Here is a 24,021-nt window from a genome sequence, read left to right on the forward strand (position 1 = left end):
AATTGTGAATGGTTCATCACCCTTTGCGCGTTGCGTCATCCAGCGCAAGGATGGTATGCGCATTGGTGACCGTCGTGGCCAGTGTGTTGATCACTCCCGAGCGCAGTGCCCCCAGCGTGGCGGCAGCCTTGGTATTTTCACTGGCAATGGCCACAACATCCGGAATGCGTAACAGCTCCTGAACGGTCAGCCCTATCACCCTGCCCTGTATAGCGTTGACCGCAGGCTGCCCGTGAATATCAATAAAGTCATAACCCATCATGTCTCCCACGGTGCCGGATAACCTGGCCTGGGCGATTTCCTGCGGCGAGAACCAGCCCATGCGCACCATGTTGCTGTTTTCGCTCATGTCACCGATACCGATCAGGGCCATATCGGCCCGGCGCGCCCGATCGAGGGTCGAGCGCACCGTATCGTTGCTGATCAGCACGCTGCGCAACTCCGGGTTGGCGACCAGCGCCGGGGCGTAAAGGCTTTCACTTTCGCCGCCGAAACGCAGCGCCAGGCGACGGCAGATGTGGTCCGGGTTCATGTATTCGCCTGCTTTGAGCGAACCGCCAATGGCGCAGACAAATGTGCAATTGCGCGTCACCGGCAAAAACACGTTGTCTGCCACTGCGCCCACGTTGCGGCCCATTCCTACCGCGACAATCATGCCGTCGCTCAGGGTTTTGTTGAGGTAATTGGCCACCAGGCTGGCCACCGCCGAGCGCTGGGTATCCGGATCGCTGTGATCAACCGCGATCAGCGCACGATCAAGCTCGAAGCGCTCCACCAGCGCCTGTTCAAGTTCGTTATTCATGGCTGGATGCTGCAGCACCCGCACCTCGACAATACCTTCATCGCGTGCACGCTTGAGCAGACGGCTGACTTTCGCGCGTGACAGGTCGAAACGTTTGGCGATGGCTTCCTGAGTGACGTTCTCAAGGTAGTAAAGCATTGCGACTTCGGTCATCAGATCGATATCGCTGGCCATGCGCTGGGTACTGTCACTCATGTGGAGAGGCTTCCGTTTCGGCATCAAAGGCGCATTCTCCCTACTCCCGCCCTGTCTCGTCCACTACTGATGGCCGTCACGCTCGATGGCATTGATGCGCTCGACCTTGGCTCCGGAGCGTGCAGCCTCGAACTCCGATTCCAGAAATGATTTGACGATGCTTTTCGCCAGCTCCGCACCGATCACCCGCGCACCGACCGAGAGAATTTGCGCATCGTTGCTTTTGCGCGCGCGCTCGGCCGAATAGGTGTCATGGGCCTGAGCGGCACGAATGCCGAACACCTTGTTGGCGGATATGGCCATACCTATTCCGGTACCGCAAACCAGTACACCGAGCCTTTGCTGGCCGGCATTGATGGCCGTTGCGACTGCCAGGGCGATGTCCGGATAAAGCACCGGCGCGGTTGAGTGGGTGCCGAAATCGGTTACCGGGTAACCCAGTGACTCGATATGGCGTTTCAACAGTTCTTTGAGTTCGTAACCCGCTTCGTCACATCCGATAGCCACCGGGAAAGGTGTGTTCATGGCGTCTGGCTCCGCTGCCGTGGTCGCTCAAGCTCGACCAAATGTTCATTCGGTGAAATTCCGATCAGTTATTTCTCGGGCATTACGGTCAGCCTGTCAAGCGAGATTTGCGTGAATACAGCGCTATAGTCGCAAAGACAAGTCAATCGCGGACTTTTCACACGCTATGAAACTTTTAAGTGAAAGAGATTGACTGATCAGAATTTCATTTGATACACATATGCTCACTGAGCAACACTTCAGTTCATCTAATAAGAAATTCACAGCACGAGGACACGCCGATGGCCAAGCCATTACTGCTCCAGGCTGAACAGGTCACTAAGGCCTATGCCGGCATACCTGCCCTGCGTGACGGCCGTCTTTCGCTGCGCGCTGGCAGCGTGCATGCCCTGTGCGGCGGGAATGGCGCGGGCAAATCGACCTTCCTCAGCATCCTCATGGGCATCACTCAGCGCGACTCAGGCACCATCCTGCTCAACGGCGAACCGGTGCAGTTCAATCGCCCCGGCGAGGCTCTCGCTGCAGGCGTCGCGATGATCACCCAAGAGCTTGAACCCATCCCCTTCATGACCGTCGCGGAAAACATCTGGCTGGGCCGCGAACCTCGCAGGGCGGGTTGCATCGTCGATAGCAAGGCGCTTAATCGACGCACCCGCGAGCTGCTGGAAGAACTCGAATTCGACGTCGACGCCACCAGCCCCATGTACCGCCTGAGTGTGGCGCAGATACAGCTGGTGGAAATCGCCAAGGCATTCAGCCATGACTGTCAGGTGATGATCATGGACGAGCCCACCTCGGCCATCGGCGAGCGCGAGGCGCAAACCCTGTTCAAGGCTATCCGCCGACTGACCGCACGGGGCGCGGGGATTATCTATGTATCCCACCGCCTCAGCGAACTGGCGCAAATCGCCGATGATTACAGCATCTTTCGCGACGGAGCCTTTGTCGAAAGCGGGCGCATGGCCGATATCGATCGCGCACACCTGGTGCGAGGCATTGTCGGCCAGGAGCTGCAGCGTATCGATCACAAGGCAGGGCGGGACTGCGCCGCCGAATGCTGCCTGGACGTAGACAGCCTGAGCCGGAACGGCGAATTCCAGGACATCAGCCTGCAACTGCGTCACGGCGAGATTCTGGGCATCTACGGCCTGATGGGCTCCGGACGCAGCGAATTCCTCAATTGCATCTACGGCCTGACCACGCCTGACGCAGGTCGCGTGACCCTGCAGGGCAAACCCATGCCGATCGGCCTGCCCAAAGCGACTATTCGGGCCGGCATGTCTCTGGTTACTGAGGACCGCAAAGACAGCGGCCTGGTACTCAGCGGCAGCATCCTCTCGAATATCGCGCTGTCGGCTTACCGGCAACTGTCGAGCTGGTCGCTGATCAATGCGCGCAAGGAACAGCAGCTGGCAGAAGACATGGTCAAGCGCCTGCAGATCAAGACAACCTCGCTGGACCTGCCCGTCTCATCCATGAGCGGAGGCAACCAGCAGAAAGTGGTGCTAGCCAAATGCCTCTCCACGCAGCCGGTATGCCTGCTCTGTGACGAACCGACCCGAGGCATCGACGAAGGCGCCAAACAGGAGATCTATCACCTGCTGGACCAGTTCGTGCGCGCGGGCGGGGCCGCCATTGTGGTGTCTTCAGAGGCCCCGGAGCTGTTGCGCCTGAGTGACCGTATCGCCGTATTCAAAGGTGGCAGGCTGGTGACCATCAGCAGCGATGCCGATCTTTCCCAGGAAGCCCTGCTGAGTCTCGCCTCATGAATAGCAAAACCATCATTGCGCCCGCCACTGCCGAACCGCGCAGCCTGCTGCGTCTGTCCCTGGACCGTTTCGGACTGCCACTGGTGTTCATCCTGCTCTGCCTGGTGATGACCTTTGCCAGCGAGTACTTCATGACCTGGCGAAACTGGATGGACATCCTGCGCCAGACGTCGATCAACGGCATTCTCGCGGTCGGCATGACCTACGTGATCCTGACCAAGGGCATTGACCTGTCAGTGGGCTCGATTCTGGCCTTCGCCGGGTTGTGCAGCGCACTGGTGGCCACCCAGGGCTATGGCCTGCTGGCGGCGGTCAGCGCCGGGATGTTCGCTGGTGCGATGCTGGGAGTGGTCAACGGCTTTATGGTCGCCAACCTCTCGATCCCGCCATTCGTGGCCACGCTGGGCATGCTCAGCATTGCGCGCGGCATGACGTTCATTCTCAACGACGGCAGCCCGGTCACCGACCTGCCTGAAGAGTATCTGGCGCTGGGCATCGGCAAGCTTGGCCCGATCGGTGTGCCGATCATCATCTTCGCTGTGGTTGCGCTGATCTTCTGGATGGTGCTGCGCTACACCACCTACGGTCGCTATGTGTATGCCGTTGGCGGCAACGAAAAGAGCGCGCGCACCTCCGGGATCGGCGTGCGCAAGGTGATGTTTTCAGTCTACGTGGTGTCCGGGCTGCTGGCGGGGCTGGCAGGTGTGGTGTTGTCGGCACGGACCACGTCCGCCCTGCCCCAGGCCGGCATGTCCTACGAACTGGACGCCATTGCAGCGGTGGTCATCGGCGGCACCAGCCTGTCCGGGGGCACTGGCAGCATCGTCGGCACGCTGTTCGGCGCCCTGCTGATCGGCGTCATCAACAACGGCCTCAACCTGCTGGGTGTGTCTTCCTATTACCAACAGGTAGCCAAGGGCCTGATCATCGTGTTCGCAGTACTGATCGACGTGTGGCGCAAGAAAAAACGCTAGCTGCTTTTCCTCTGAATGACCGACTGACTAAAACAATAACGAGGTGCTCATCATGAAATTCGGTAAATCCCTCGCCGCTGTCGCGGCGCTCTCCCTGCTTGCCAGCAGTATCACCCTGGCCGCCGATGGCAAGACCTACAAGATCGGTGCGGCGGTTTATGGCCTCAAGGGGCAGTTCATGCAGAACTGGGTCCGCGAGCTCAAGCAGCATCCGGCGGTCAAGGACGGCACCGTGCAGATCACCGTATTCGATGGCAACTACGATGCGCTGACCCAGAACAACCAGATCGAAACCATGATCACTCAGCATTACGACGCGATCATTTTCGTACCCATCGACACCAAGGCAGGAATCGGCACCGTGACCCGGGCGATGGAGAGCGACATCCCGGTCATCGCCTCGAATACACGTGTCGCCAGCGCCAAGGTGCCTTACGTCGGTAACGACGATGTCGAGGGCGGGCGGCTTCAGGCGCAGGCAATGGTCGACAAGCTCAAGGGCAAAGGCAACGTGGTGATCATCCAGGGGCCGATTGGGCAGTCGGCACAGATCGACCGCGAAAAGGGCGAGATGGAGGTACTCAAGCAACACCCTGACATCAAGATCATCGAGATGAAAACCGCAAACTGGTCGCGCGCCGAAGCCTTGGCACTGACTGAAGACTGGCTCAACGCTCACCCGAACGGCGGCATCTCGGGGATTATTTCGCAGAACGACGACATGGCGCTCGGCGCCCTGCAGGCGGTCAAGTCCCGCAACCTGAAGCCTGAAGACGTGCCTATCACCTCCATCGACGGCATGCCTGATGCGATTCAGGCGGCTAAAAAGAACGAAATCACCACATTCCTGCAGGACGCCCAAGCCCAGTCCCAGGGCGCGCTTGACGTCGCCCTTCGTGCATTGGCCGGCAAGGACTACAGGCCGAAGTCGGTGATCTGGGATCGCTACGCCAAGGACGTGAAATGGGGTGACGGAACCGACAAGAACTACATCCTGCCCTGGGTGCCGGTCACCGATGCCAACGCCGATGCGCTGTACAAACAGGTCAGTGGCGGCAAGTAACTCAAGCGTCCTGGCGCAGATCTGTGACGCAGAGCGTCACGAAAGGCATTCCCACGCGCCAGCGTGAGAGCGCAGTTCTGGATGCTCTGCGTCCGATCTTGAGTGTGCGGTAAAGCATGGATTTGTGACGCAGAGCGTCCCGAATCATCAATCAACCAGTGCTAAAGGAGTAATTTTCATGTCCGAGTTCTGGAACAAGGCGTTCGATCTCAAGGGGCGCTGTGCTGTCATCACCGGCGGAGCCGCCGGCATCGGTCTGGCCTGCGCGCGCCTGTTGGTCGAGCATGGCGCTCGTGTGGCGCTGCTGGACCGTGACCCTGCGGTGGCTGAAGTGGCTGCCAACCTCGGCAGCGGCCACATCGGTATCGCAGTCGATCTGCGCCAGCTCGATCAGGTCAACAGCACTATCGACACTGTATTCGAGCATTTCAAACGTCTCGATTATCTGGTCAACAGCGCTGGCGTCGCGCTGCTCGACAAGGCTGTCGATGTTACCGAAGACGCCTGGGACACCACCCTCGACATCAACCTCAAGGCCAGCTTCTTCGTTGCTCAGGCGTGCGCCCGACACATGCTGGTCCAAGGCAACGGACGTATTGTCAACCTCGCCTCCCAGGCCGCCGTCATTGGTCTTGACCGACATGTCGCCTACTGCGCAAGCAAGGCTGCGGTGGTCGGCATGACCAAGGTTCTGGCGATGGAGTGGGCACCGCATATCAACGTCAACGCGATCTCCCCCACCATCGTCGAAACCGCGCTGGGCAAGAAAGCCTGGGCCGGTGAAGTCGGCGAGCGCGCCAAAACACAGATCCCGGCGGGACGCTTCGCTCAACCAGAAGAAATAGCCGGGCTGGCACTGTACCTGCTCAGCGACGCGGCCAGCATGATCACCGGTGAAAACGTAGTGATCGACGGCGGCTACAGCATCCAGTAACTCACTTTTCTGTTGCGAGGTTTCTCGTCATGTCCACTGTTACCGAACGCACTGCCGAACAGCTTTCCCCCGTCATACCGACCACCATGCAGGCGGTGGTCTGCTATGGACCGGAAGATTACCGACTGGAAACCGTCGACGTGCCGACGCCTGGCCCTGATGAAATCCTCACCAAGGTCGAGCTATGCGGGATTTGCATGGGCGACATCAAGACCTATCGCGGTGCGCCATCGTTCTGGGGCGATGCCGAGCAGCCGCGCTACGTCAAACCACCGATGATTCCGGGCCATGAGTTCGTCTGCCGAGTGGTTGCACTCGGACCGGGAGCGGAAAAGCGTGGTGTGCAGGTCGGTGACCGGGTTATTTCCGAACAGATTGTGCCGTGCTGGGGCTGCCGCTTCTGCAACCACGGTCAGTACTGGATGTGTCAGAAGCACGACCTCTACGGCTTCCAGAACAACGTACAGGGCGCAATGGCGCAGTACATGATTTTCACCAAAGAGGGCATCGTCCACAAAGTCCCGGACTCTATTGCCCCGGACGAAGCCATTCTGATCGAACCCCTCGCCTGCTCCCTGCACGCAGCCGAACGGGCCGACGTCGATTTCGATGACATCGTGGTCGTAGCCGGGGCTGGTACGCTGGGGCTCGGGATCATCGGGGCGGTTCGCATGCGCAATCCGAAAAAACTCATCGTGCTCGACATGAAACCGGAACGCGCCGCCCTGGCGTTACGCATGGGTGCTGACGAAGTGTGGAACCCGGCCGAAGTCGACGTGCTGGCGAAAATCCGCGAAATCACCGACGGCTACGGCTGCGATATCTATATAGAAGCCACGGGGCACCACAAGGCCGTCAATCAGGGCCTGGCGATGCTGCGCAAACTGGGACGTTTCGTCGAGTTCAGTGTGTTCAACGACGAAGCCACGGTGGACTGGTCGATCATCGGCGACCGAAAGGAGCTGGACGTGCTGGGCTCGCATCTGGGGCCTTACATGTACCCGCGGGCCATCGATTTTATCGGCAACCGCAAGATCGACATGCGCGACGTGGTCACGCACAAGTTCGCCCTGGCGGACTTCAAGGAAGCCTTTGCTGTCATGGAGCGCGGCGACAAGTCATTAAAAGTGGTACTGGAGCCCTGATCCGCATGCGTCTCATAAAAACAACACAGGAAAACGCGTTATGAATCGAGTGATCAATGATCCGGACCAAGTGGTCGAGGACATGCTGCGCGGTATTCTGGTGGCACATCCTGAACTGTCCCAATGCGACAACAACCCGCGTGTCATCGGTAAAGCCGTGCCCTCCCCGCAGGGCCACGTCGGTATTGTGACCGGAGGCGGTTCTGGCCACGAACCGGCTTTTCTGGGCTACGTCGGCCCCGGTCTGGTTGATGCCGTCGCGGTCGGCGAGATTTTCTCCTCACCCACCGCAAAAAGCTTCTTCGACGCTTTTCGGGCTGCAGATCACGGCGCGGGTATAGCCTGCCTGTATGGCAACTATGCTGGCGACAACATGAACGTCAAGCTGGCGATGAAAATGGCCGCCAGCAAAGACCTGCAAGTTCGTACCGTGGTTGCCAACGACGACGTGGCGTCGGCGCCGAAAGCCGAGATTGCCAAGCGCCGCGGCGTGGCCGGGGAAATCTTCATGTGGAAGGTCGGCGGAGCTGCCGCCGCAAAAGGCTACGACCTGAGTGGTGTTATCCGCGTCGCCCAGAAGGCCGTCGACCAGTGTCGTTCAATCGGCATCGGCCTGACGCCCTGCACCATCGCAGCTGTCGGCAAGCCGAACTTCCAGATTCCGGACGGCAAGATGGAACTGGGCATCGGGCACCACGGCGAGCCGGGCATAGAAGTCATTTCCATCGAGTCGGCCGCTGCGATGGCCGAGCGCATGCTGGCGCCCATCCTCGCCGACCGCGACTTCAGCGCCGATGAGGCTGTTGTGGTGCTGGTCTCCGGGCTGGGCGCAACGCCGGTCATGGAGCTGTACATCTTTTATGCCGAAGTGGAAAGCCAGTTGAAAGCCAAGGGCCTGAAGATTCATCGCTGCTACGTCGGCAACTACTTCACCTCGCTGGAGATGATGGGCGTGACCCTCACCCTGCTGGGCCTGGACGATGAACTGAAAACCCTGATCGATCATCCCTGCCGCTCCATCGGCATGACCCAGGCGGAGTAGACCATGAGCCAGCATTTCTCCACACACGAAGGTACGGCGATTGTTGCAGACCTGGTGAGCGTGATCGTCGCCAACCGCGAATACCTGAGCGAAGTCGACGGTGCTATCGGCGATGGTGATCACGGGATCAACATGGCCAAAGGCTTTGCCCATTGCGGCCGAACCCTCGAAGGACGTCAACTGACCTTCGCCGAAGCGCTGGACGAACTGACCCTCAGCCTGATGGAAGGCATCGGCGGCTCGATGGGGCCGCTGTATGGCAGCCTGTTTATCGGCATGGCCGATCAGGTGCGCAACTGCGAGCAAATCGATGCAGCCACCTTTGCCCGACTGCTGCGCGGCGGGCTCACTTCATTGCAGGACATTACCGAAGCCGGAGTCGGCGACAAATGCCTGATGGACAGCTTGATTCCGGCAGTAGAAGCCTTCGAACAGGCTCACGCCTCGCACGCCTCATTCAACGAAGCCCTGGACGACATGAAACGCGCTGCAACGCAGGGGCGCGACTCGACAAAGGACCTGGTGGCAAAAATCGGGCGAGCGAGCCGGCTCGGCGAACGTTCTGTCGGTGTGCTGGATGCCGGGGCGGTGTCTTGCTGCCTGATACTGACGCAACTGGCAGACTCCGTGCAGCCAAGGCTGAAAGACAGTTGAAATACTTGGCCTTCAAAGCTCGAATCGAATCCGTCACTCGCGCCGCTGCGCTTCCGGCAACGCCTCGCCGCGTCTGACTGCGGCGAGCAGTTGCTCGACGCCAACGGGAATGGCATCGGCGGGCACGTTGCAGGCTTTGAAGTTAGCCACATTGTCGAGACCTTCTCGATGCGACCGAATGATATTCACATCCTGCTGAATCACGATGTGCGTATACAGGTGGATAACCGGACGCAGCATTCGCAGCACCCACCTTGGCAGCGGAAAACGATAGGCGATGTACGTGTATACACGCGATTGGCGTTCACTGATCGGGGTGATCTGGCTAACGATCAAGAAGCCTGAACGCGCCCCCCACAGGTAGTCACAAAAAGTCACATTGGGGGCTACAAAACGATCCGTGTGTACCAGCGGCTCGGCATCCGTATTGGTCAGCCACTGCATCATCCCGATCTTATCGCCTTCGTCGTGATAGGCCACTTCGATACTCTGCGCCTTGCAGGCAAGCGCCGCCTCCATTGCACGGCCGCTGCTTGAGCTGTCCTCTGCACGTTCATTCATGAGCTGACTTCATGACACTGTTCATCAGTCAGGCGAAGGTAAAAGGCCCTTCGAAATTGCCAATCGGCACCCAGTGGGTAATCAGTCCTATATCACTTTTCCAGTGATGCAGCAACAGTGCAGGCGGCTCTATGTATGAGGCGTCGCAAGCGTCCGGGTGAAGTTGCAAGGCGATGGCCGTGGTCGTGCTGGGCGCGGTACACATCAGCGTTCCGCCAAAACGAAGCTGCATGAAGCGGTGAATATGCCCGCAGACAATTCGCTCGACCGCAGGGTATCGCGCCACGATCTCGGCCAGCCTTTCGCCGCGCTCACAGCGGTAGGCATCGATGCAGGTGATACCGCTTGAGAACGGTGGCTGGTGCATCATGATCAATGTCGGTTTGTCGGACTCCAGCGAAACACGCTGGCGGAGGTTGCCTTGAGTTGTAGGCTCATCCGGCAACCATAACCCGATTTCTACCCTGCTGTTTACCGCTGTAAAGCGAAGTGTCTGCACGATTGAGCGCGACCTCGAAGGTTTCTCCCATCGCTATTGCGGCTACCGCCAGAGTTGCGGTGACTGCAATAGCACGATCTTCTACATGACCGGCTTCTTCGCAGATGCGCTGCCAGATACGCTCCGCCACCCTTAGCGCATCAGCGGGCGAGGTGTCGGGCATGAGCACCAGAAATTCCTCGCCTCCCCAGCGGGCGGCCATATCGCTGTTGCGCACGCTCGAACTGATGATGTCCGCAACCCGCCGCAAAACCACGTCGCCGGTCTCGTGACCGTGATGATCATTGATCTGTTTGAAGTGATCAATGTCCAGCAGGATCAACGAAGCCGAAAGCCCTCTGCGTCTTGCCTCAAGCTCGCGCACGCGGTGCAGCACTCTCCTGCGGGTAAACAGGTTGGTAAGGCTGTCACGATTGGCGATATGAAACAGGCTCAGTTGCATGGAAGAGGTGAAACGCACTGACAATGCGGTGGCATAAATCGACAGTATGGTCGCGACCAGCACATTGACGATACCGAACGCATCGAGCATGTTCGGCGTCAGGCCAGTCCCCTGCCCCATGTAGCGGCGAAAGGTAAAGCACCCCACCAGCGACAGCAGGATCGCCAGGCTATAGGCAATGCGCCTGACGGCGGCCAGTTGAAAGGTGAAGGCAATCACCGGGATCACGCAAAACATATAGAAGCTGAAATTGCTTTCCCATCCCAGCTCCCACGTCGCGAGCAGCGCATGACCAATTATCTCCAGGCACATCAATTGCCCGGCCTGGCGATAGCGCTGCCTTTTGATCAGGTAAAGGCAATTGACGTAGATCAGTGTGCTGACGATGTTCGCCACCCACAGAACCTTCATGCCCAGCCCCAGAAACACCACGAGCAGAACGCAGTGAATGCCCAGGGCGAAGTATAAGATCGGCGTGATGTGTTTCCAGAACTGGATCGCTGTGTCCTTGAACAGCTGGGTGCGGTCTTCCGCCGGGAGGGTCATCATCACGTTATCTCGAAATGCAGGTGGAATATGACCATGAGCGTAAGGTTGAGATCATGATGTATTGTCGGCCTGAACCGCCGCCGCATGATACAGCGGCTCGATAATATGTTGGGCTGCACGGTAGAAACGCCTCGGGCAGAAACGCCTCGGCATGCCTAAAGTGAGTCGAATGGACACCACTCAGCGCAAGTAGTGCAATCGAATGACTGGCTTTTCCGGTTTGTGGGCAAATTTGCAGTGGCGATTCCGGTTTTCCGGAAATACTATCGGGGCTGGGGATTGTGTTGATCGTGCAATGCTCCTCAGCCCGTGAGCGCGCGGGTCGTCCGGAATGATTCAGAAGGATACGTACCGATGGAACGTCTCACTGCGAAAGATTTTGCACCTGAACTGCTCGAGCTTTACGACTATTACGCGCACGGCAAGATCAACAGGCGCGAGTTTCTTGACCGGGCGGCGCTGTTCTCGCTGGGCGGTCTGACCGCAGGCGCGTTGCTTGCCTCACTCAGCCCTGACTATGCGCTGGCCACACAGATCGAATTTACCGACCCGGACATCATTGCCGAATATGTCTCCTACCCTTCCCCCAAGGGTCATGGACAAGTTCGGGGCTACTTGGTGCGTCCTGCAAAAGCTACCGGCAAAGTACCTGGCGTGGTGGTGGCGCATGAGAATCGCGGTTTGAACCCCTATATAGAAGACGTCGCACGTCGCGTGGCCAAAGCCGGGTTCATCGCCCTGGCACCGGACGGTCTTTCATCGGTTGGTGGCTACCCGGGCAACGATGACAAGGGCCGAGAATTGCAGCAGAAAGTCGATCCCGAAAAGCTCATGAACGACTTTTTTGCCGCCATAGAATGGCTGATGACGCACGACGCGACCACCGGCAAAGTCGGCATCACCGGGTTTTGTTACGGCGGTGGCGTCACCAATGCAGCAGCGGTCGCTTACCCGGAGCTTGGGGCTGCGGTCTCGTTCTACGGACGCCAGCCAAACGCTGAAGACGTGGTGAAGATCAAGGCACCGGTCATGATTCACTATGGCGAGCTGGACACCCGCATCAACGAAGGCTGGCCGCCGTACGAGAAGGCATTGAAGGCGGCAGGCACGACCTACGAAGCGTACATCTATCCAGGCGCCAACCACGGCTTCCACAATGACTCCACCCCCCGCTATGACGAGGCAGCCGCCAAGTTGGCATGGGAGCGGACACTGAGTTGGTTCAACAAGTACCTGGTGTGAGGGCTCATCCTGAACAGGCGGCGCAGCACTGATATGTAACGCAGAGCGTCACGCAAGGCATTCCCACGCTGGAGCGTGCGGAACGATAACCTCAGGTGCGACGCTCTGCGTCAGGGTTACAGTGCCCTCATCCGCTCCAGCATCACTTGCAACGGATGCTGCACCACTTTGCCATCCTGACGTTTGACCTGGCTGCGGCATGAATAGCCGTCGGCGACCAGTCGGCCGTCACCGCCGTGACGCGCCACCAATGGCTGCCAGGACTGGCGGTAGATAGTCTCGCTGGTCCTGGCGTTTCTGGTTTCATGCCCATAGGTGCCCGACATACCACAGCAGCCGCTGGCCAAAACCTCCAGCTTCAGGCCGGCGCGGGCAAAGACTTTCTGCCAGAGGCCGACGCTGCCTGGTTCATTGGTTTTTTCGGTGCAGTGCGGCAGGAAGTAATAAGTCTCGTCCGAGATAGCATCGGCTTGCTCTTCAAGCTCGGTTGCGAGCCATTCCTGCGGCAGCATGACGCTTGGCACGTTCTCGCTGCCCAGAGTCTTGCTGTATTCCTGGCGATAGACCAGGGTCATGGCCGGGTCCAGGCCAATCAGCGGGATGCCGTAGTTCGCCAGCTTGCCCAGCGACTGGCTGTTGAAGCTCGCCGCCTTCTCGAATGCCCCCAGAAAACCCTGCACCTGCAGAGGTTTGCCATTTGGCGCAAACGGGGCAAGATAAACCTGATAACCCAGCCGCGAAATCAGCTCGAGCCAGTCAGCGGCCAGCGGCGTTTCGAAATAACGGGTAAACGCATCCTGCACCAGCACCACCGTACGTTTGCGCTCTTGATCGGTCAGCGCGGCCAGCCGCTGGGGCGTGGCTATGCCGACGTTCCAGCGCGCGCAGGCGGCGCGGAAGTCCATCAGGCTCAGCAATGGACTGTCGACCATACCGGCAACGTGCTCAAGCAGGTAGCGCACGGGCCTTGCACGCATGATGGCGTTGTACAACTTCGGAAAGCGCGCCAGATGCGGGATGCTGAATTCCAGCGAGCCAATCAGGTAATCCTTGATCGGTCGCAGATAGCGGCTGTGGTAAAGCTCCAGAAAACGCGAACGGAATTCCGGCACATTGACCTTTACCGGGCATTGCCCCGCGCAGGACTTGCAGGCCAGGCAACCGGCCATTGCGTCATAGACTTCGTGGGAAAAATCCTTCTGCCCCGCGACTCTGGCTACGCTATTGACGGTCCGCTCGGCCAGACTTTTCAGCACATTGGCAGTACGCGCCCTGGCGCTGGCGGTCAAGACGTCTACATCCTGCTCGCCTTGCAGACGCAACCACTCCCTGACGAGTGAAGCACGGCCCTTGGGTGAGTGAACGCGGTCACGAGTGGCCTTCCACGACGGGCACATGGCGTCGTCGGTGTCATAGTTGTAACAGGCGCCATTGCCGTTGCAATGCAGCGCGCTGTCGTAGCTCTTCCAGACCCGCTCGTCGATCCTGCGATCCAGGTCACCGCGCAACGTCACTTCGTCCACCAGCGTCAACCGTGCATCAGGAACCGTTGCAGGCGTGGCGATTTTTCCGGGATTAAGCTGGTTATGGGGGTCGCAAGCCGCCTTGAGCGCCTGCAGCGAGGGGTATAGCTCGCCGAAATATTCCGGCACGTATTGTGAGCGCAGGCCCTTGCCGTGCTCGCCCCACAACAGACCGCCGTAGCGCTTGGTCAAGGCGGCAACAGCGTCGGAGATCGGCCGAATCAACGCAGCCTGCGCCGGGTCTTTCATGTCCAGAATCGGCCGCACGTGCAGTACTCCCGCATCCACATGGCCAAACATGCCGTATTGCAGGTCATGACTGTCCAGCAATGCGCGAAACTCCTGAATGTAGTCGGCCAGATTTTCCGGTGGCACGGCGGTGTCTTCCACAAACGGCTGCGGCCGTGCTTCACCTTTGACGTTGCCGAGCAACCCCACGGAGCGCTTGCGCATGGCATAGACCCGATTCACCGCAGCACTGCCGATGGCCAGCGTATGGCCCAGGCGCACTACCGAAGTATCTGCCTGCAAGTGTTCGACGAAGGCATGGACACGCTGTTCCACTTCGCTCGATTCGTCGCCACTGAACTCGATCAGGTTGATGCCCAGTGTGGGCGTTGCAGGGTCCTGAGGAAAATACTCAGCCACGCCGTGCCAGACGATGTCCTGCATCGCCAGCATCAGCACCTTGGAGTCCACCGTTTCAATGGACAGCGGCTTGTGCGCCATCAAGGCTTTGGCGTCGCGCAAAGCGTCCATGAAGCCTGCGTAACGCACGTTGACCAGAATCGAGTGCCTGGGGATCGGCAGCACGTTGAGCCGAGCCTCGACAATGAACCCCAACGAACCTTCGGACCCACACAACACGCTGTTCAGGTTGAAGCGCCCGTCGCCTTCGCGCAGGTGCGCCAGGTCGTAACCGGTCAGGCAACGGTTAAGCGGTGGGAACACATCTTTGATCAACTGCGCCTGGGTATCGGCGATCTGCTGCGCGCAACGATACACATCACCGGCCCGGTCCGTGCGCGCCTGCTCACTGGCCAATTGTTCGGCATCGATTGCCTGGCTGTGAACGTACGATCCGCCGAGCAACACGGTGGTCAACTCCAGCACATGGTCACGGGTTTTGCCGTAGGTGCAACTGCCCTGCCCGCTGGCATCGGTATTGATCATGCCGCCCAGCGTGGCCCGGTTGGAAGTCGACAGTTCAGGGGCGAAAAACAACCCGTGCGGTTTGAGCGCCGCATTCAACTGATCCTTGACTACGCCGGTCTGCACCCGCACCCAGCGCTCCTCGACGTTTATTTCGAGGATGTTGTTCATGTGCCGCGACAGATCGACCACCACGCCGTCGGTAAGCGACTGGCCATTGGTGCCGGTGCCACCGCCACGCGGGGTCAGCACCACCTGTTTGTGCTCGGGCCGCGCTGCCAGCCGGGCGACGATCGCCACGTCATGACTGTCCATCGGGAACACTGCCGCCTGCGGCAGGCGCTGATAGATGGAGTTATCGGTAGCCAGCACCGTGCGCGATCCATGATCCCTGGCGATTTCGCCGCGAAAGCCCCCCTCGGTCAGGGCATCGAGAAAACGGTCGTAGGCACCGCCCTGTGCGGAGGTCGGTTTCAACAGCGCAATCATGGTGGTCTTCCTGCTGGCTAGGCGTTTTATATGCAAAGCACGTATGCTTCCAAACGCTCGAATACGTGGCGTCATCAACGGTTACCGGGATTCTCCCGCCTGTCATCCTCCAGCGCAAACGTAAAACCTGCCGCTTTTTCATGAGTGTTATGAATGAACACCCGAAGACTGACACCCTCCATGTCACTCCTGCTCGCTTTCGAGGCCGCCGCTAGGCATGGCAGCTTTACCAAGGCCGCAGACGAACTTTCACTGACCCAAAGCGCAGTCAGCCGCCAGGTACAGGCGCTGGAAGCGCAACTGGATGTCGAGCTGTTCAAGCGTGACGGCAGGCGTATCGAGCTGACCACCGCAGGCGCTTTGTATCAGCACGAATTAGCCGCAGCGCTGGGCCGCATCCGCAGCGCGACCTTACAGACCATCGCCCACAAATCCGAGGGCGGTACGCTGCACTTGGCCGTGCTGCCGACATTCGGCTCCAAATGGCTGCTGCCACGGATGAATGATTTCTATACTCGCCACCCGGGTTACGTGGTGCATATCCACTCGCGGATCGTCAACGCCGACCTGACACCGGTGGCCAGTGAAATGAACGCGATCATCTGCGCGGGCCATGGCAACTGGCCGGGTTACATTGCCCATATGCTGGTCAGCGAAAAGCTGGTGGTCATCGCCAGCCCGAAGGCACTGCCCGGCTACCGGTCCATGAGTACGGCCGAGGTAGCCCTGCAGTCGTTGCTGAGCGTCGTTTCCCGGCCCAATGCCTGGTCGGACTGGTTCGACAGCAACCAACTGGCTCACCACGTCATGCGTCCCGGCCCGAGCTTCGAGCTGACCTCGCACCTGATTCAAGCCGTGACAGCGGGGATCGGCATCGCGCTGGTGCCACGCATTCTGGTGCAGGACGAGATCAGCAGCGGTGAGCTGGTCACGCTGTTCGAGCCGCTGGACAGTGGGCGCAATTATTACCTTGCGTACGCCACGCGCTTTCAGAACCTGCCGTCGCTGTGCGTGTTCAGAGACTGGCTGCTGTCGACGCCCTTTCCAGACACGTTGTTTCAGGATGGTCGGGCGCGCAAGAACACTCTTTCTTGAGCGGTCTTCAGTGAGCGTTGCGGTCCCAGATCCAGTTCCATACGCCGGGTAAGCGCACAGGCTGATCGGCGTTCTTTACGGTGCGAGCCAAGGCAGCGCGCTGCAATTGGGTGCTGTCATCGTAAAACGGCTTGGCGGCCAGTCGAACGCCAGTCTGTGCGGCGCTGTCGACCAGTATCTGCAAATATTCTCGCGCATGCCTCGCGGTATAGCGGTTCAGGTCATGAAAGGTCACCACCACGGGAATTACGCCGTCTACCGCGGGCAATTCTCCGGCAGCAATACGCTCGCGAACCTGGGAAAGCTGGCTGACCAGGTTCGAACGACGCCGCAGGCTGAAGTTGTAACCCCAGATTTTGCCGTCGTTGGCGCTCAGGTCGGTCAGCAACACATGCAGGTCATGCCGCTGATAAGCGCTGAAAGTGCGCTTGTCGTAGTTCCAGAACGGCGGCCGCAGCAAGACAGTCGGTGCGCCGGTGATAGAGGCCATGATGGCGCAGCCCTTGGTCAGGGATTGCTCCAGTTCGTCATCGCTCAACGAACGATGATTGGTGTGGTGCGGCGTGGCGGTATGGAAACCCAGCAGATGCCCTTGCTCATGCTCGCGCTGCATGATCGCCCGGCCCTGATCGCTGTTGCCCGCACCGGTGGCGCCGGTCTGCACGAAAAATATGGCCTTGATGCCCGGTTGCACAGGGTTGTCGGCCAGGCTGTCGAGCACGGTGATACTCGGGTTGTAAAATGTCGAAGCACTCGGGCCGTCGTCGAAGGTCAGCAAAAACCGCACAGGAGGCTGCTGACGCAACTTCTCGGCAGTGCCTGCCGTCAGCGGGACCGGCGCACTGATGCAGGCAGACAGACTCACAGCGATGCCGAAGATCCACAGGGTTCTGAAAAGCGGTTTCATCGGGGGGCTGGGTCCTTTGAGTGGGCTGCTGAAGCCTTGTGTAACGCAGGCGAATGATCATCCACAGGCGGCGCAAATACAATCACTGCAGCCCTGAGTTTGTCGGCCCCGAAACAACTCATACGGTTGAAGTCGGCATGACTGACCGGCATATGCTGGCAGTCGATTGCCTGACGATGCAGGCTGTGATCGATATCGGGGTCATGCAGGTAGACAAAGTCGCTGTCGCAATCGGTGACCATTACCCAATGCGGGGCCTTGGAGCGCGTCAGGCGATAGCTGCTGATCAGCACCAACGGCTTGCCGCCGCCTGCAAGCACCCCCGGCAAATTCAGCGAGCGGTTGGGCAACGACTGCACACCTGCCGCGTCAAGCTCGCGACAAAACTGTTCGTGAACCAGGCGGATCACCTGCTTCTTGTTATCACTGCGCACCCCGGCCAGAAACAACGGGCCCGACATAGACACCAGCAGCTTCACTGCAAAGCCGCGCCGCCATGCAGCCAGCGCAAGCCCCTGTGGGCTGCAGCCGCCATGCCCAGAGGTCATGAACACCGTGGTAGCCTCGCGCCAGATCTGCAACTCTTCAGCGCGCCCCATCAAGCGCGCTGGCTGCAAGGCTTTCATGGCCATCAACAGACAGGCCGGGCCACAGGTGAAATCCAGCGTTTGCTGGTAGTAAGGCACCGAGCGACTGTCGTGCCTGACGTGTTCGACGATGCGCTTCTCGTAACGCAACGCCGGAGCATGATCCTGATAGTAGTCGTCCACCTGAGCGAAGCGCCGGTACCCGCTGCGCTCGTACAGTGCGATGGCTGCGGCGTTGTCAGGTCGCACTTCGAGGCGCAAATAGGCGCAATCGCGCTCGACGGCCTGTTGCTCGGCGCGCTGCAATAACTGCTTGCCCAGACCCTGCCCTCTCGCAGAGTCGGCAATCGCCAGTGAATAAAGACGCCCCAGCGAAGTGCCGCGATGGAACAGCACCAGCGCGTAACCGGCAAGTTGCCCGGCGTGCTCTGCGACGATCAGGCACGCGTTCGCTCGGCGGATCATCCACTGAAAGCTGCGTGCCGTCAGTCGATCGCCTTCAAAGCAGCTGTCCTCCAGAACCAGCAGCGCATCGACATCACCTGCCACTGCACCACGAAATATAAAGTCCATCTGCACCGCCGTAAAAGTTGTGTAACGAAACGGGACATTTCAAAAAGCACATGCTTAATAGAAAGGACTTGTTTCCCATCGGACCTATTACACATGTCAGCGGCACAGGTGAAGATGAACGAAGTATCGACCCAACTTGCACATTCAGCAACATCCAACCGTGCATTTCCAATAACTTCCTTTGCAGCGCAGAGGCCACTGTTGATTATTGTCGAACGGCTTGAAGACTGGGCATCCTACTTCCCCAGCGAGGATCTGATCAGCGCGCAGGACTACTTTGAAAAACCGCTCGAGTCCACCGCAGGCAAGCGCGTGCAGGTCATAAACCTGTGCCGGAGCTACAAGTACCTCGGCCACGGTTATTACTGTTCGCTGCTGGCCGAGGCTCGGCAGCACCATGTTATTCCGTCGGTCAAAACCATCAGTGAACTGACCCGCAAATCCGTCTACGGCCTGGCACTCGATAACTTGGACAAGTGCCTGGAAACAGCACTTCTGGATCACCCCTATAACGACACGGACGGGTTTACCCTGACACTGTATTTCGGTCAGACCACACTTGAACCATTGAAAGACCTGGCCCGCCAAGTGTTTGAAGCCTTTCCCTGTCCAATCCTGATGGTCGAGTTTCGCAAACGCGACACGTGGCACATTGCAGGCATCAAAGCCGGCGCCCTGCCGCGTTTGCGTGATGATCAGCAGGATGAGTTTGCCGCTGCACTGGACGGCTTCAGCCGCAAGATCTGGCGGCAACCCAGCTCGCGCCGCCTGGCGCGCTATGACCTGGCCATTCTCCACGACCCGCATGAGCAGTTGCCTCCCTCTAACGCGCTGGCGCTGTCCAACTTCATTCGCGTCGGTCAGCGCCTGGGCATTGACGTCGAGCTGATCGAAAAGAAGGACTACGCCCGCCTGGCCGAGTACGACGCCCTGCTGATCCGTGAAACCACCAGCGTCGACAACCACACCTACCGGTTTGCCAAAAAGGCCGAAAGCGAGGGCCTGGTGGTCATGGATGATTCCACGTCAATTCTGCGCTGCACCAACAAGGTGTACCTGACAGACCTGCTCAAAAGCCATGACCTGGGGATGCCAAGAACCGAAATTCTCTACAAGGACCGCCCCGAAGAGCTGCCACATGTCGCGACACGGCTGGGTTTTCCGCTGGTGCTGAAGATCCCTGACGGCTGTTTCTCCAGAGGCGTCATCAAGGTCAGTACGCCCGAAGAAATGCACACCGCGACGGCCCAGCTGTTCGAACACTCGGTGTTGCTGCTGGCTCAGGAGTTTTTCTACACCGAATACGACTGGCGCATCGGCATTCTCAATCGCAAGCCGATTTTTGCCTGCCAATACTTCATGTCCAAGGGGCACTGGCAGATCTATAACCACAAGGCAGTGGGCGCCGAGGTCAATGGTGAGTGCCGCACGCTGGCTGTACACGAAGCGCCAAGTGCTGTGGTCGAACTGGCGCTCAAGACCGCCAACCTGATTGGCGACGGGCTTTACGGTGTTGATTTGAAGCAATCCGGTGAGCAGGTAGTGGTTATCGAAGTCAACGACAATCCGAATCTGGATGCCGGTATCGAAGACGCTTACCTGCAAGACGATCTGTACAGCCTGGTGCTGGAAGAATTCATTCGTCGCCTTGAACTCAAACGCCTCGGTCAGACATGGTGAGACGATGATTCAAGGTCTGGAACTCAATGACGGTCGGTTGCAAGCGTGCAATCCGCAAAAGGCTCAGGTGCTGTGGTTCAGCAAACCCGATGCCGGGGAATGCAGGCTGTTGCTGGAGCAATTCCACCTTGATGAGCATGCGGTCGCTTCGGCGCTCGATCCGGATGAAATATCACGCATCGAGTTCCACCCCGATGCGCTGTTTCTGATCTGGAAACGCCCCGAGAACTATTCGGGCAAGGACAGCTTTTCGTTCGATGTGTCCTCATTCGGCGTACTGCTCAGTCAGGATCAGCTGGTGCTGATCTGCGATGACGATCAGCCATTTGACGCGCTGGGGTTTCATCGTCCGTTGCGCCAGCCGCTGGATATCCTTCTGGAAATGCTGTTCAACAACATCCATCACTACCTCGGGCATCTGAAGGTCATCAAGATGGTCGCCCGGGAATTGCAGCAGAAATTCAACTCATCGCTGGAAAACCGCCACCTGGTGCAGATGTTCAACCTCAGCGAGAGCCTGGTCTATTACATCAACGCCATCCACAGCAACGGCGCGGTGCTCACTCGCTTGCGCAATCATGCGCAGGGCAAGCAATACGCGACTGCAAGCCTGGCGCTGATCGACGACATGATCATCGAGAACGACCAGTGCTACAAACAGGCCGAGATCTATTCCACTGTGTTCGCCGGGTTGATGGACGCTCGGGGCAATCTGGTCAACAACAGCACCAACAACCTGTTACGCAAACTGACATTGATCAACGTGGTGTTCCTGCCGCTGAACCTGATTGCCGGAATCGGCGGCATGTCCGAATTCAGCATGATGACCGCCCCGCTGCACTGGTGGGTGTCTTACCCGGCCTTGTTGCTGGCAATGCTCGGGCTTGGGGCATTGATGGTTCTTGGACTGCGCAAAATGGCCCGCTCGACCTGACCCGTCATTGCTCCCACTCAGCCTTGGCCGCCTGCAGACCATGCAGGCCTTTATAGGCGGCACGCTCGGGAGACTGCCAGCCCTTCAGCAGCGAAGCGTCGAGGTCATAGATCTCGACGCCCAAGGGCCGACATACGCCTAGCGGGTCCTGCGCTTCCGCCCCCACATTGGCAGTGACAGGTCACTACGCAGCAATTACTGCCTGATACAAAAAACTCAAAGTTTCTGGATTGTAGTTGAATTATTACGACAAAAATTACAAATCGACAGACAAGGCGGCCAAATCATCGCCGAAGGGAACTGTGACATAAATGGTGCCATCTTCCATAAGCCAAGGACATATCTGGAAAGTCCATAAAATGCGTTCAACATGCCTACTAAGTGAAAAAATATTTTTAGTCGTGAACTGGCCCTCAGTATCATACAGTTTTCGAAGATCGCGCCCAAAGAGCTCTAGCCAAAGATTTAACTCAAGGACTTCTAAATCATCCAATAATTTCGACCCAGGAAAAAACTCAGACTCCGACAGACCGTCTCTGTGGCCCAACCACTAAGCCGCATGAGTCAAAAAAATGACAATTGAGGTAATGCTGTATTCAGTAACACTTCAATGTTATCGCTTACTCGATAATCCATCCTTGCTGAACAAATTTTTTCTTTAGCAGATGCATAGCTATCCTTGACTAAAGCCGCATAACTTTCACCAGCATTCATATCGAAAAACGCACTTTTTCTCGCGCAAAAAAATAACTAATCGGCGCATGCGATACGCTGGAAAACAACATTTTACTTATTCCATCTATTTCTGCATTGCGGTCACTTTCAAGAAGAGGCTCGTAGAAGCTTGCATGCAGCACTTCAGAAAGCTGGGCAAGTAACAGATGAATTGAATATGACACATCTTCTTTATTAGAAAGTAAAAGATAAGCAATTAAGGCATCAACAACTAAATGAACTTTTACTTTTCCTTCACGAATCACTCTTACAGACTTGGCTACCGGCCGGCCATAATCTCTTGGCTGGCTTTTACTTACGAATGCACCCCCCCTATCAATTTCTAGAATTGCAGCTGGGTAATCTTGCGAAAAAGTAACACCATCAAGCGCTGAAATCGGTATATCTTGACCCAGCTCCCCGATAACAGCTTGTAAAATATTGCCTATCCCCTTAACCATCTCAGCATCGCCAAAATCTTTGAATGTCAATGAGAAAGAACTTGAAGAATCACTTGCCGCTTGAATGGATTTAGAGGGCAGAGAATTGTCATTATTCTTTTCATGCTCAGCTAGCCGAAAGCTAAAAACAGCCTCTTTAACAGCAGCATCAATTGTATTGGCAGATTTTTGCCCTATATACTGGGAAAGTCCCTCTCCATCTTCATTTCGATGAGAAATAAAAAAGCTGTCACTACAAGTTGCGCTTGCAACATTAACAGTTTTTATATCTATAGCATTATGATTATCAGCCCGACCTATAAGCAACCGATTATGACTTATAGGAAAAATCACAAGATCAATATTTTTCGCGCCATTAAAAATTAGAGGTAAAAGCTCCTTACCTACTACGCGGGCAAGCGCAACACAATCAGGAAGTATAGCCCCGACTACCTCTTGAACACGCCAAGACAACTTTGACAGCTCATCCTCCCAAACAGTTTGCTTTGATGCTTCCAGTATTTTGTTGTGCGCATCTCGAATCTGGTCTTGCACAGGCAACAGAATATCTTTCAAAACCTGAATAATAGTTGAATTTTTTTCTTCAAAAAAACTTTCGAAGTTTTCACGAACTCTAAACTCAACTATGCGACACACCAACGGCACTGGCATGGAAAGCTCTTCACCGCTCAGTGCACAAAGAGCCTGATCAATCATTTTTTTTAGCTCTACCCTCCCGCCCGAATCATCTAGATTAATATGCCTGCGAATTATATCCGAATCAGAAAAAATAGGTATAGCCGCGTCAAAAGCCTTCACTGCACCTTGCTCAAACAGAGATCGCAAGTGAGCGGTTCTAAGCACTAAATGCACCGTAAGGCGAGCAGCCGCTTTTGAGTCTACAGCTTCGCCTTCCCGAGCATTCTTAAAAGCAGAGAACTCATGTAAAATATCCACCTCAATTTCAGTAATAATATCATCCAGAGTTTTCGCACCATCACTTCTAATCTTTGAATAAAAATTTTCACTTACTCCGATGCTTTTGGTCGCCACTAGCAGAGCCGACATATTGCGCCGATGCAACCAAGTTCGCTTGGCCTTGTGGTACGGATCATCTAAAAAGCCAGACTGCAAAAATCGTGGAATATAGTGCTGACGTTTTCCGGCCATGGATTTACTCCTTTTTTATTAGAAAACAACTCTAGCATGACACTAAAGTGACGATACTTACGAGATATTTCTGAGAAATAAAAAGCTAAATATCACTACTATTAAACGAACTCATATTTAGCACCAGTCGCCAGGCATGGGTTACACGACTATCGTGCAGTGCTGAAAATTTTTCCGCAAAGCACCCAAGGCCATATGCCAATGCCAATGCCAATGCCAATGCCAATGCCAATGCCAATGCCAAACATTGGCACGTAGTGAGTTGGACTTGTATGTACAACAATAATTTTTGGAGCTTGGGACGGCGCAAAATGCACCCGTTCGGCCTGAGCACTTACTTTTCCCACTCAGCCTTGGCCGC

19 protein-coding genes and 2 pseudogenes are annotated in these 24,021 nt (G+C 57.1%); 11 read left to right on the forward strand and 10 right to left on the reverse strand.

From position 1 onward, the window contains the following. Positions 1–16 precede the first annotated feature (16 nt). Positions 17–997, reverse strand: a complete 981-nt coding sequence (locus ALO43_RS25310; protein WP_005886971.1) for a sugar-binding transcriptional regulator — start codon at positions 995–997, stop codon at positions 17–19. 63 nt (positions 998–1,060) lie between these two features. Then, entirely contained in the window at positions 1,061–1,522 is a 462-nt protein-coding gene (rpiB, locus tag ALO43_RS25315) for a ribose 5-phosphate isomerase B (RefSeq protein ID WP_024671533.1), read from the reverse strand. A 281-nt stretch (positions 1,523–1,803) separates the two neighbouring features. Here rpiB and ALO43_RS25320 point away from each other — a divergent pair, with 281 nt between their 5' ends. The 7 genes from ALO43_RS25320 to dhaL all read left to right on the forward strand — a co-directional run bounded on the left by ALO43_RS25320 (position 1,804) and on the right by dhaL (position 9,103). Continuing rightward, positions 1,804–3,291 carry a sugar ABC transporter ATP-binding protein gene (locus tag ALO43_RS25320; RefSeq protein ID WP_054998315.1) on the forward strand — a complete coding sequence of 496 codons (1,488 nt, stop codon included), beginning with the start codon at positions 1,804–1,806 and terminating at the stop codon, positions 3,289–3,291. Then, on the forward strand, positions 3,288–4,265 hold the full coding sequence (locus ALO43_RS25325) for an ABC transporter permease (RefSeq protein WP_005886979.1): 978 nt from the start codon (positions 3,288–3,290) through the stop codon (positions 4,263–4,265). The genes ALO43_RS25320 and ALO43_RS25325 overlap by 4 nt, the downstream gene beginning before the upstream one ends. 52 nt (positions 4,266–4,317) lie before the next feature. Next, positions 4,318–5,328 (forward strand): substrate-binding domain-containing protein, encoded by a 1,011-nt coding sequence (locus ALO43_RS25330; protein WP_054998316.1) that lies wholly within the window; start codon positions 4,318–4,320, stop codon positions 5,326–5,328. A gap of 178 nt (positions 5,329–5,506) precedes the next feature. Beyond that, complete coding sequence (locus tag ALO43_RS25335; RefSeq protein WP_005886983.1) at positions 5,507–6,262, forward strand: SDR family oxidoreductase; 756 nt, start codon at positions 5,507–5,509, stop codon at positions 6,260–6,262. 29 nt (positions 6,263–6,291) lie between these two features. Beyond that, entirely contained in the window at positions 6,292–7,407 is a 1,116-nt protein-coding gene (locus ALO43_RS25340) for an MDR/zinc-dependent alcohol dehydrogenase-like family protein (protein WP_024671530.1), read from the forward strand. A gap of 40 nt (positions 7,408–7,447) precedes the next feature. After that, positions 7,448–8,449, forward strand: a complete 1,002-nt coding sequence (locus tag ALO43_RS25345; protein WP_005890848.1) for a dihydroxyacetone kinase subunit DhaK — start codon at positions 7,448–7,450, stop codon at positions 8,447–8,449. A gap of 3 nt (positions 8,450–8,452) precedes the next feature. After that, positions 8,453–9,103, forward strand: a complete 651-nt coding sequence (gene dhaL, locus ALO43_RS25350) for a dihydroxyacetone kinase subunit DhaL (RefSeq protein WP_005890849.1) — start codon at positions 8,453–8,455, stop codon at positions 9,101–9,103. Positions 9,104–9,136: 33 nt separating this feature from the next. Here the strand turns inward: dhaL and ALO43_RS25355 are convergent. The 3 genes and pseudogenes from ALO43_RS25355 to ALO43_RS25365 form a co-directional block, all read right to left on the reverse strand. Then, positions 9,137–9,640, reverse strand: a pseudogene (locus ALO43_RS25355) (aromatic ring-hydroxylating dioxygenase subunit alpha); the annotation flags it as partial. Positions 9,641–9,692: 52 nt separating this feature from the next. Continuing rightward, positions 9,693–10,061: pseudogene (locus ALO43_RS25360) on the reverse strand (metallophosphoesterase family protein); the annotation flags it as partial. A 37-nt stretch (positions 10,062–10,098) separates the two neighbouring features. Continuing rightward, a complete protein-coding gene (locus tag ALO43_RS25365; protein WP_024671528.1) occupies positions 10,099–11,154 on the reverse strand; it encodes a GGDEF domain-containing protein in 1,056 nt (351 codons plus the stop codon). A gap of 354 nt (positions 11,155–11,508) precedes the next feature. Here ALO43_RS25365 and yghX point away from each other — a divergent pair, with 354 nt between their 5' ends. Then, positions 11,509–12,396: a YghX family hydrolase gene (gene yghX / locus ALO43_RS25370; protein WP_024690573.1), complete on the forward strand. Its 888-nt coding sequence runs from the start codon at positions 11,509–11,511 to the stop codon at positions 12,394–12,396. 116 nt (positions 12,397–12,512) lie between these two features. Here yghX and ydiJ read toward each other — a convergent pair whose 3' ends face one another. After that, entirely contained in the window at positions 12,513–15,560 is a 3,048-nt protein-coding gene (ydiJ, locus tag ALO43_RS25375; protein ID WP_053932590.1) for a D-2-hydroxyglutarate dehydrogenase YdiJ, read from the reverse strand. Between the two features lie 153 nt (positions 15,561–15,713). On the opposite strand from ydiJ, the gene ALO43_RS25380 reads away from it, so the two are divergent. After that, positions 15,714–16,655, forward strand: a complete 942-nt coding sequence (locus tag ALO43_RS25380; protein ID WP_051126723.1) for a LysR substrate-binding domain-containing protein — start codon at positions 15,714–15,716, stop codon at positions 16,653–16,655. A gap of 7 nt (positions 16,656–16,662) precedes the next feature. Here ALO43_RS25380 and ALO43_RS25385 read toward each other — a convergent pair whose 3' ends face one another. Next, complete coding sequence (locus tag ALO43_RS25385) at positions 16,663–17,562, reverse strand: polysaccharide deacetylase family protein (protein ID WP_024671524.1); 900 nt, start codon at positions 17,560–17,562, stop codon at positions 16,663–16,665. Next, positions 17,559–18,722 carry a GNAT family N-acetyltransferase/peptidase C39 family protein gene (locus tag ALO43_RS25390; protein ID WP_005890866.1) on the reverse strand — a complete coding sequence of 388 codons (1,164 nt, stop codon included), beginning with the start codon at positions 18,720–18,722 and terminating at the stop codon, positions 17,559–17,561. Before ALO43_RS25390 ends, ALO43_RS25385 begins: the two co-directional genes overlap by 4 nt. 93 nt (positions 18,723–18,815) lie before the next feature. Here ALO43_RS25390 and ALO43_RS25395 point away from each other — a divergent pair, with 93 nt between their 5' ends. Then, on the forward strand, positions 18,816–20,402 hold the full coding sequence (locus tag ALO43_RS25395) for a RimK family protein (RefSeq protein ID WP_054998317.1): 1,587 nt from the start codon (positions 18,816–18,818) through the stop codon (positions 20,400–20,402). Positions 20,403–20,406: 4 nt separating this feature from the next. Then, a complete protein-coding gene (locus ALO43_RS25400) occupies positions 20,407–21,336 on the forward strand; it encodes a magnesium transporter CorA family protein (protein WP_054998318.1) in 930 nt (309 codons plus the stop codon). Positions 21,337–21,900: 564 nt separating this feature from the next. Here the strand turns inward: ALO43_RS25400 and ALO43_RS30520 are convergent. Together ALO43_RS30520 and ALO43_RS25410 are read right to left on the reverse strand one after the other, a co-directional pair. Then, a complete protein-coding gene (locus ALO43_RS30520) occupies positions 21,901–22,050 on the reverse strand; it encodes a hypothetical protein (protein ID WP_155490481.1) in 150 nt (49 codons plus the stop codon). Then, positions 22,047–23,660, reverse strand: a complete 1,614-nt coding sequence (locus ALO43_RS25410) for a hypothetical protein (RefSeq protein WP_054998320.1) — start codon at positions 23,658–23,660, stop codon at positions 22,047–22,049. The genes ALO43_RS30520 and ALO43_RS25410 overlap by 4 nt, the downstream gene beginning before the upstream one ends. Positions 23,661–24,021: the final 361 nt, after the last annotated feature.

This window comes from Pseudomonas tremae, from assembly GCF_001401155.1.
Lineage (GTDB): Bacteria > Pseudomonadota > Gammaproteobacteria > Pseudomonadales > Pseudomonadaceae > Aquipseudomonas > Aquipseudomonas tremae.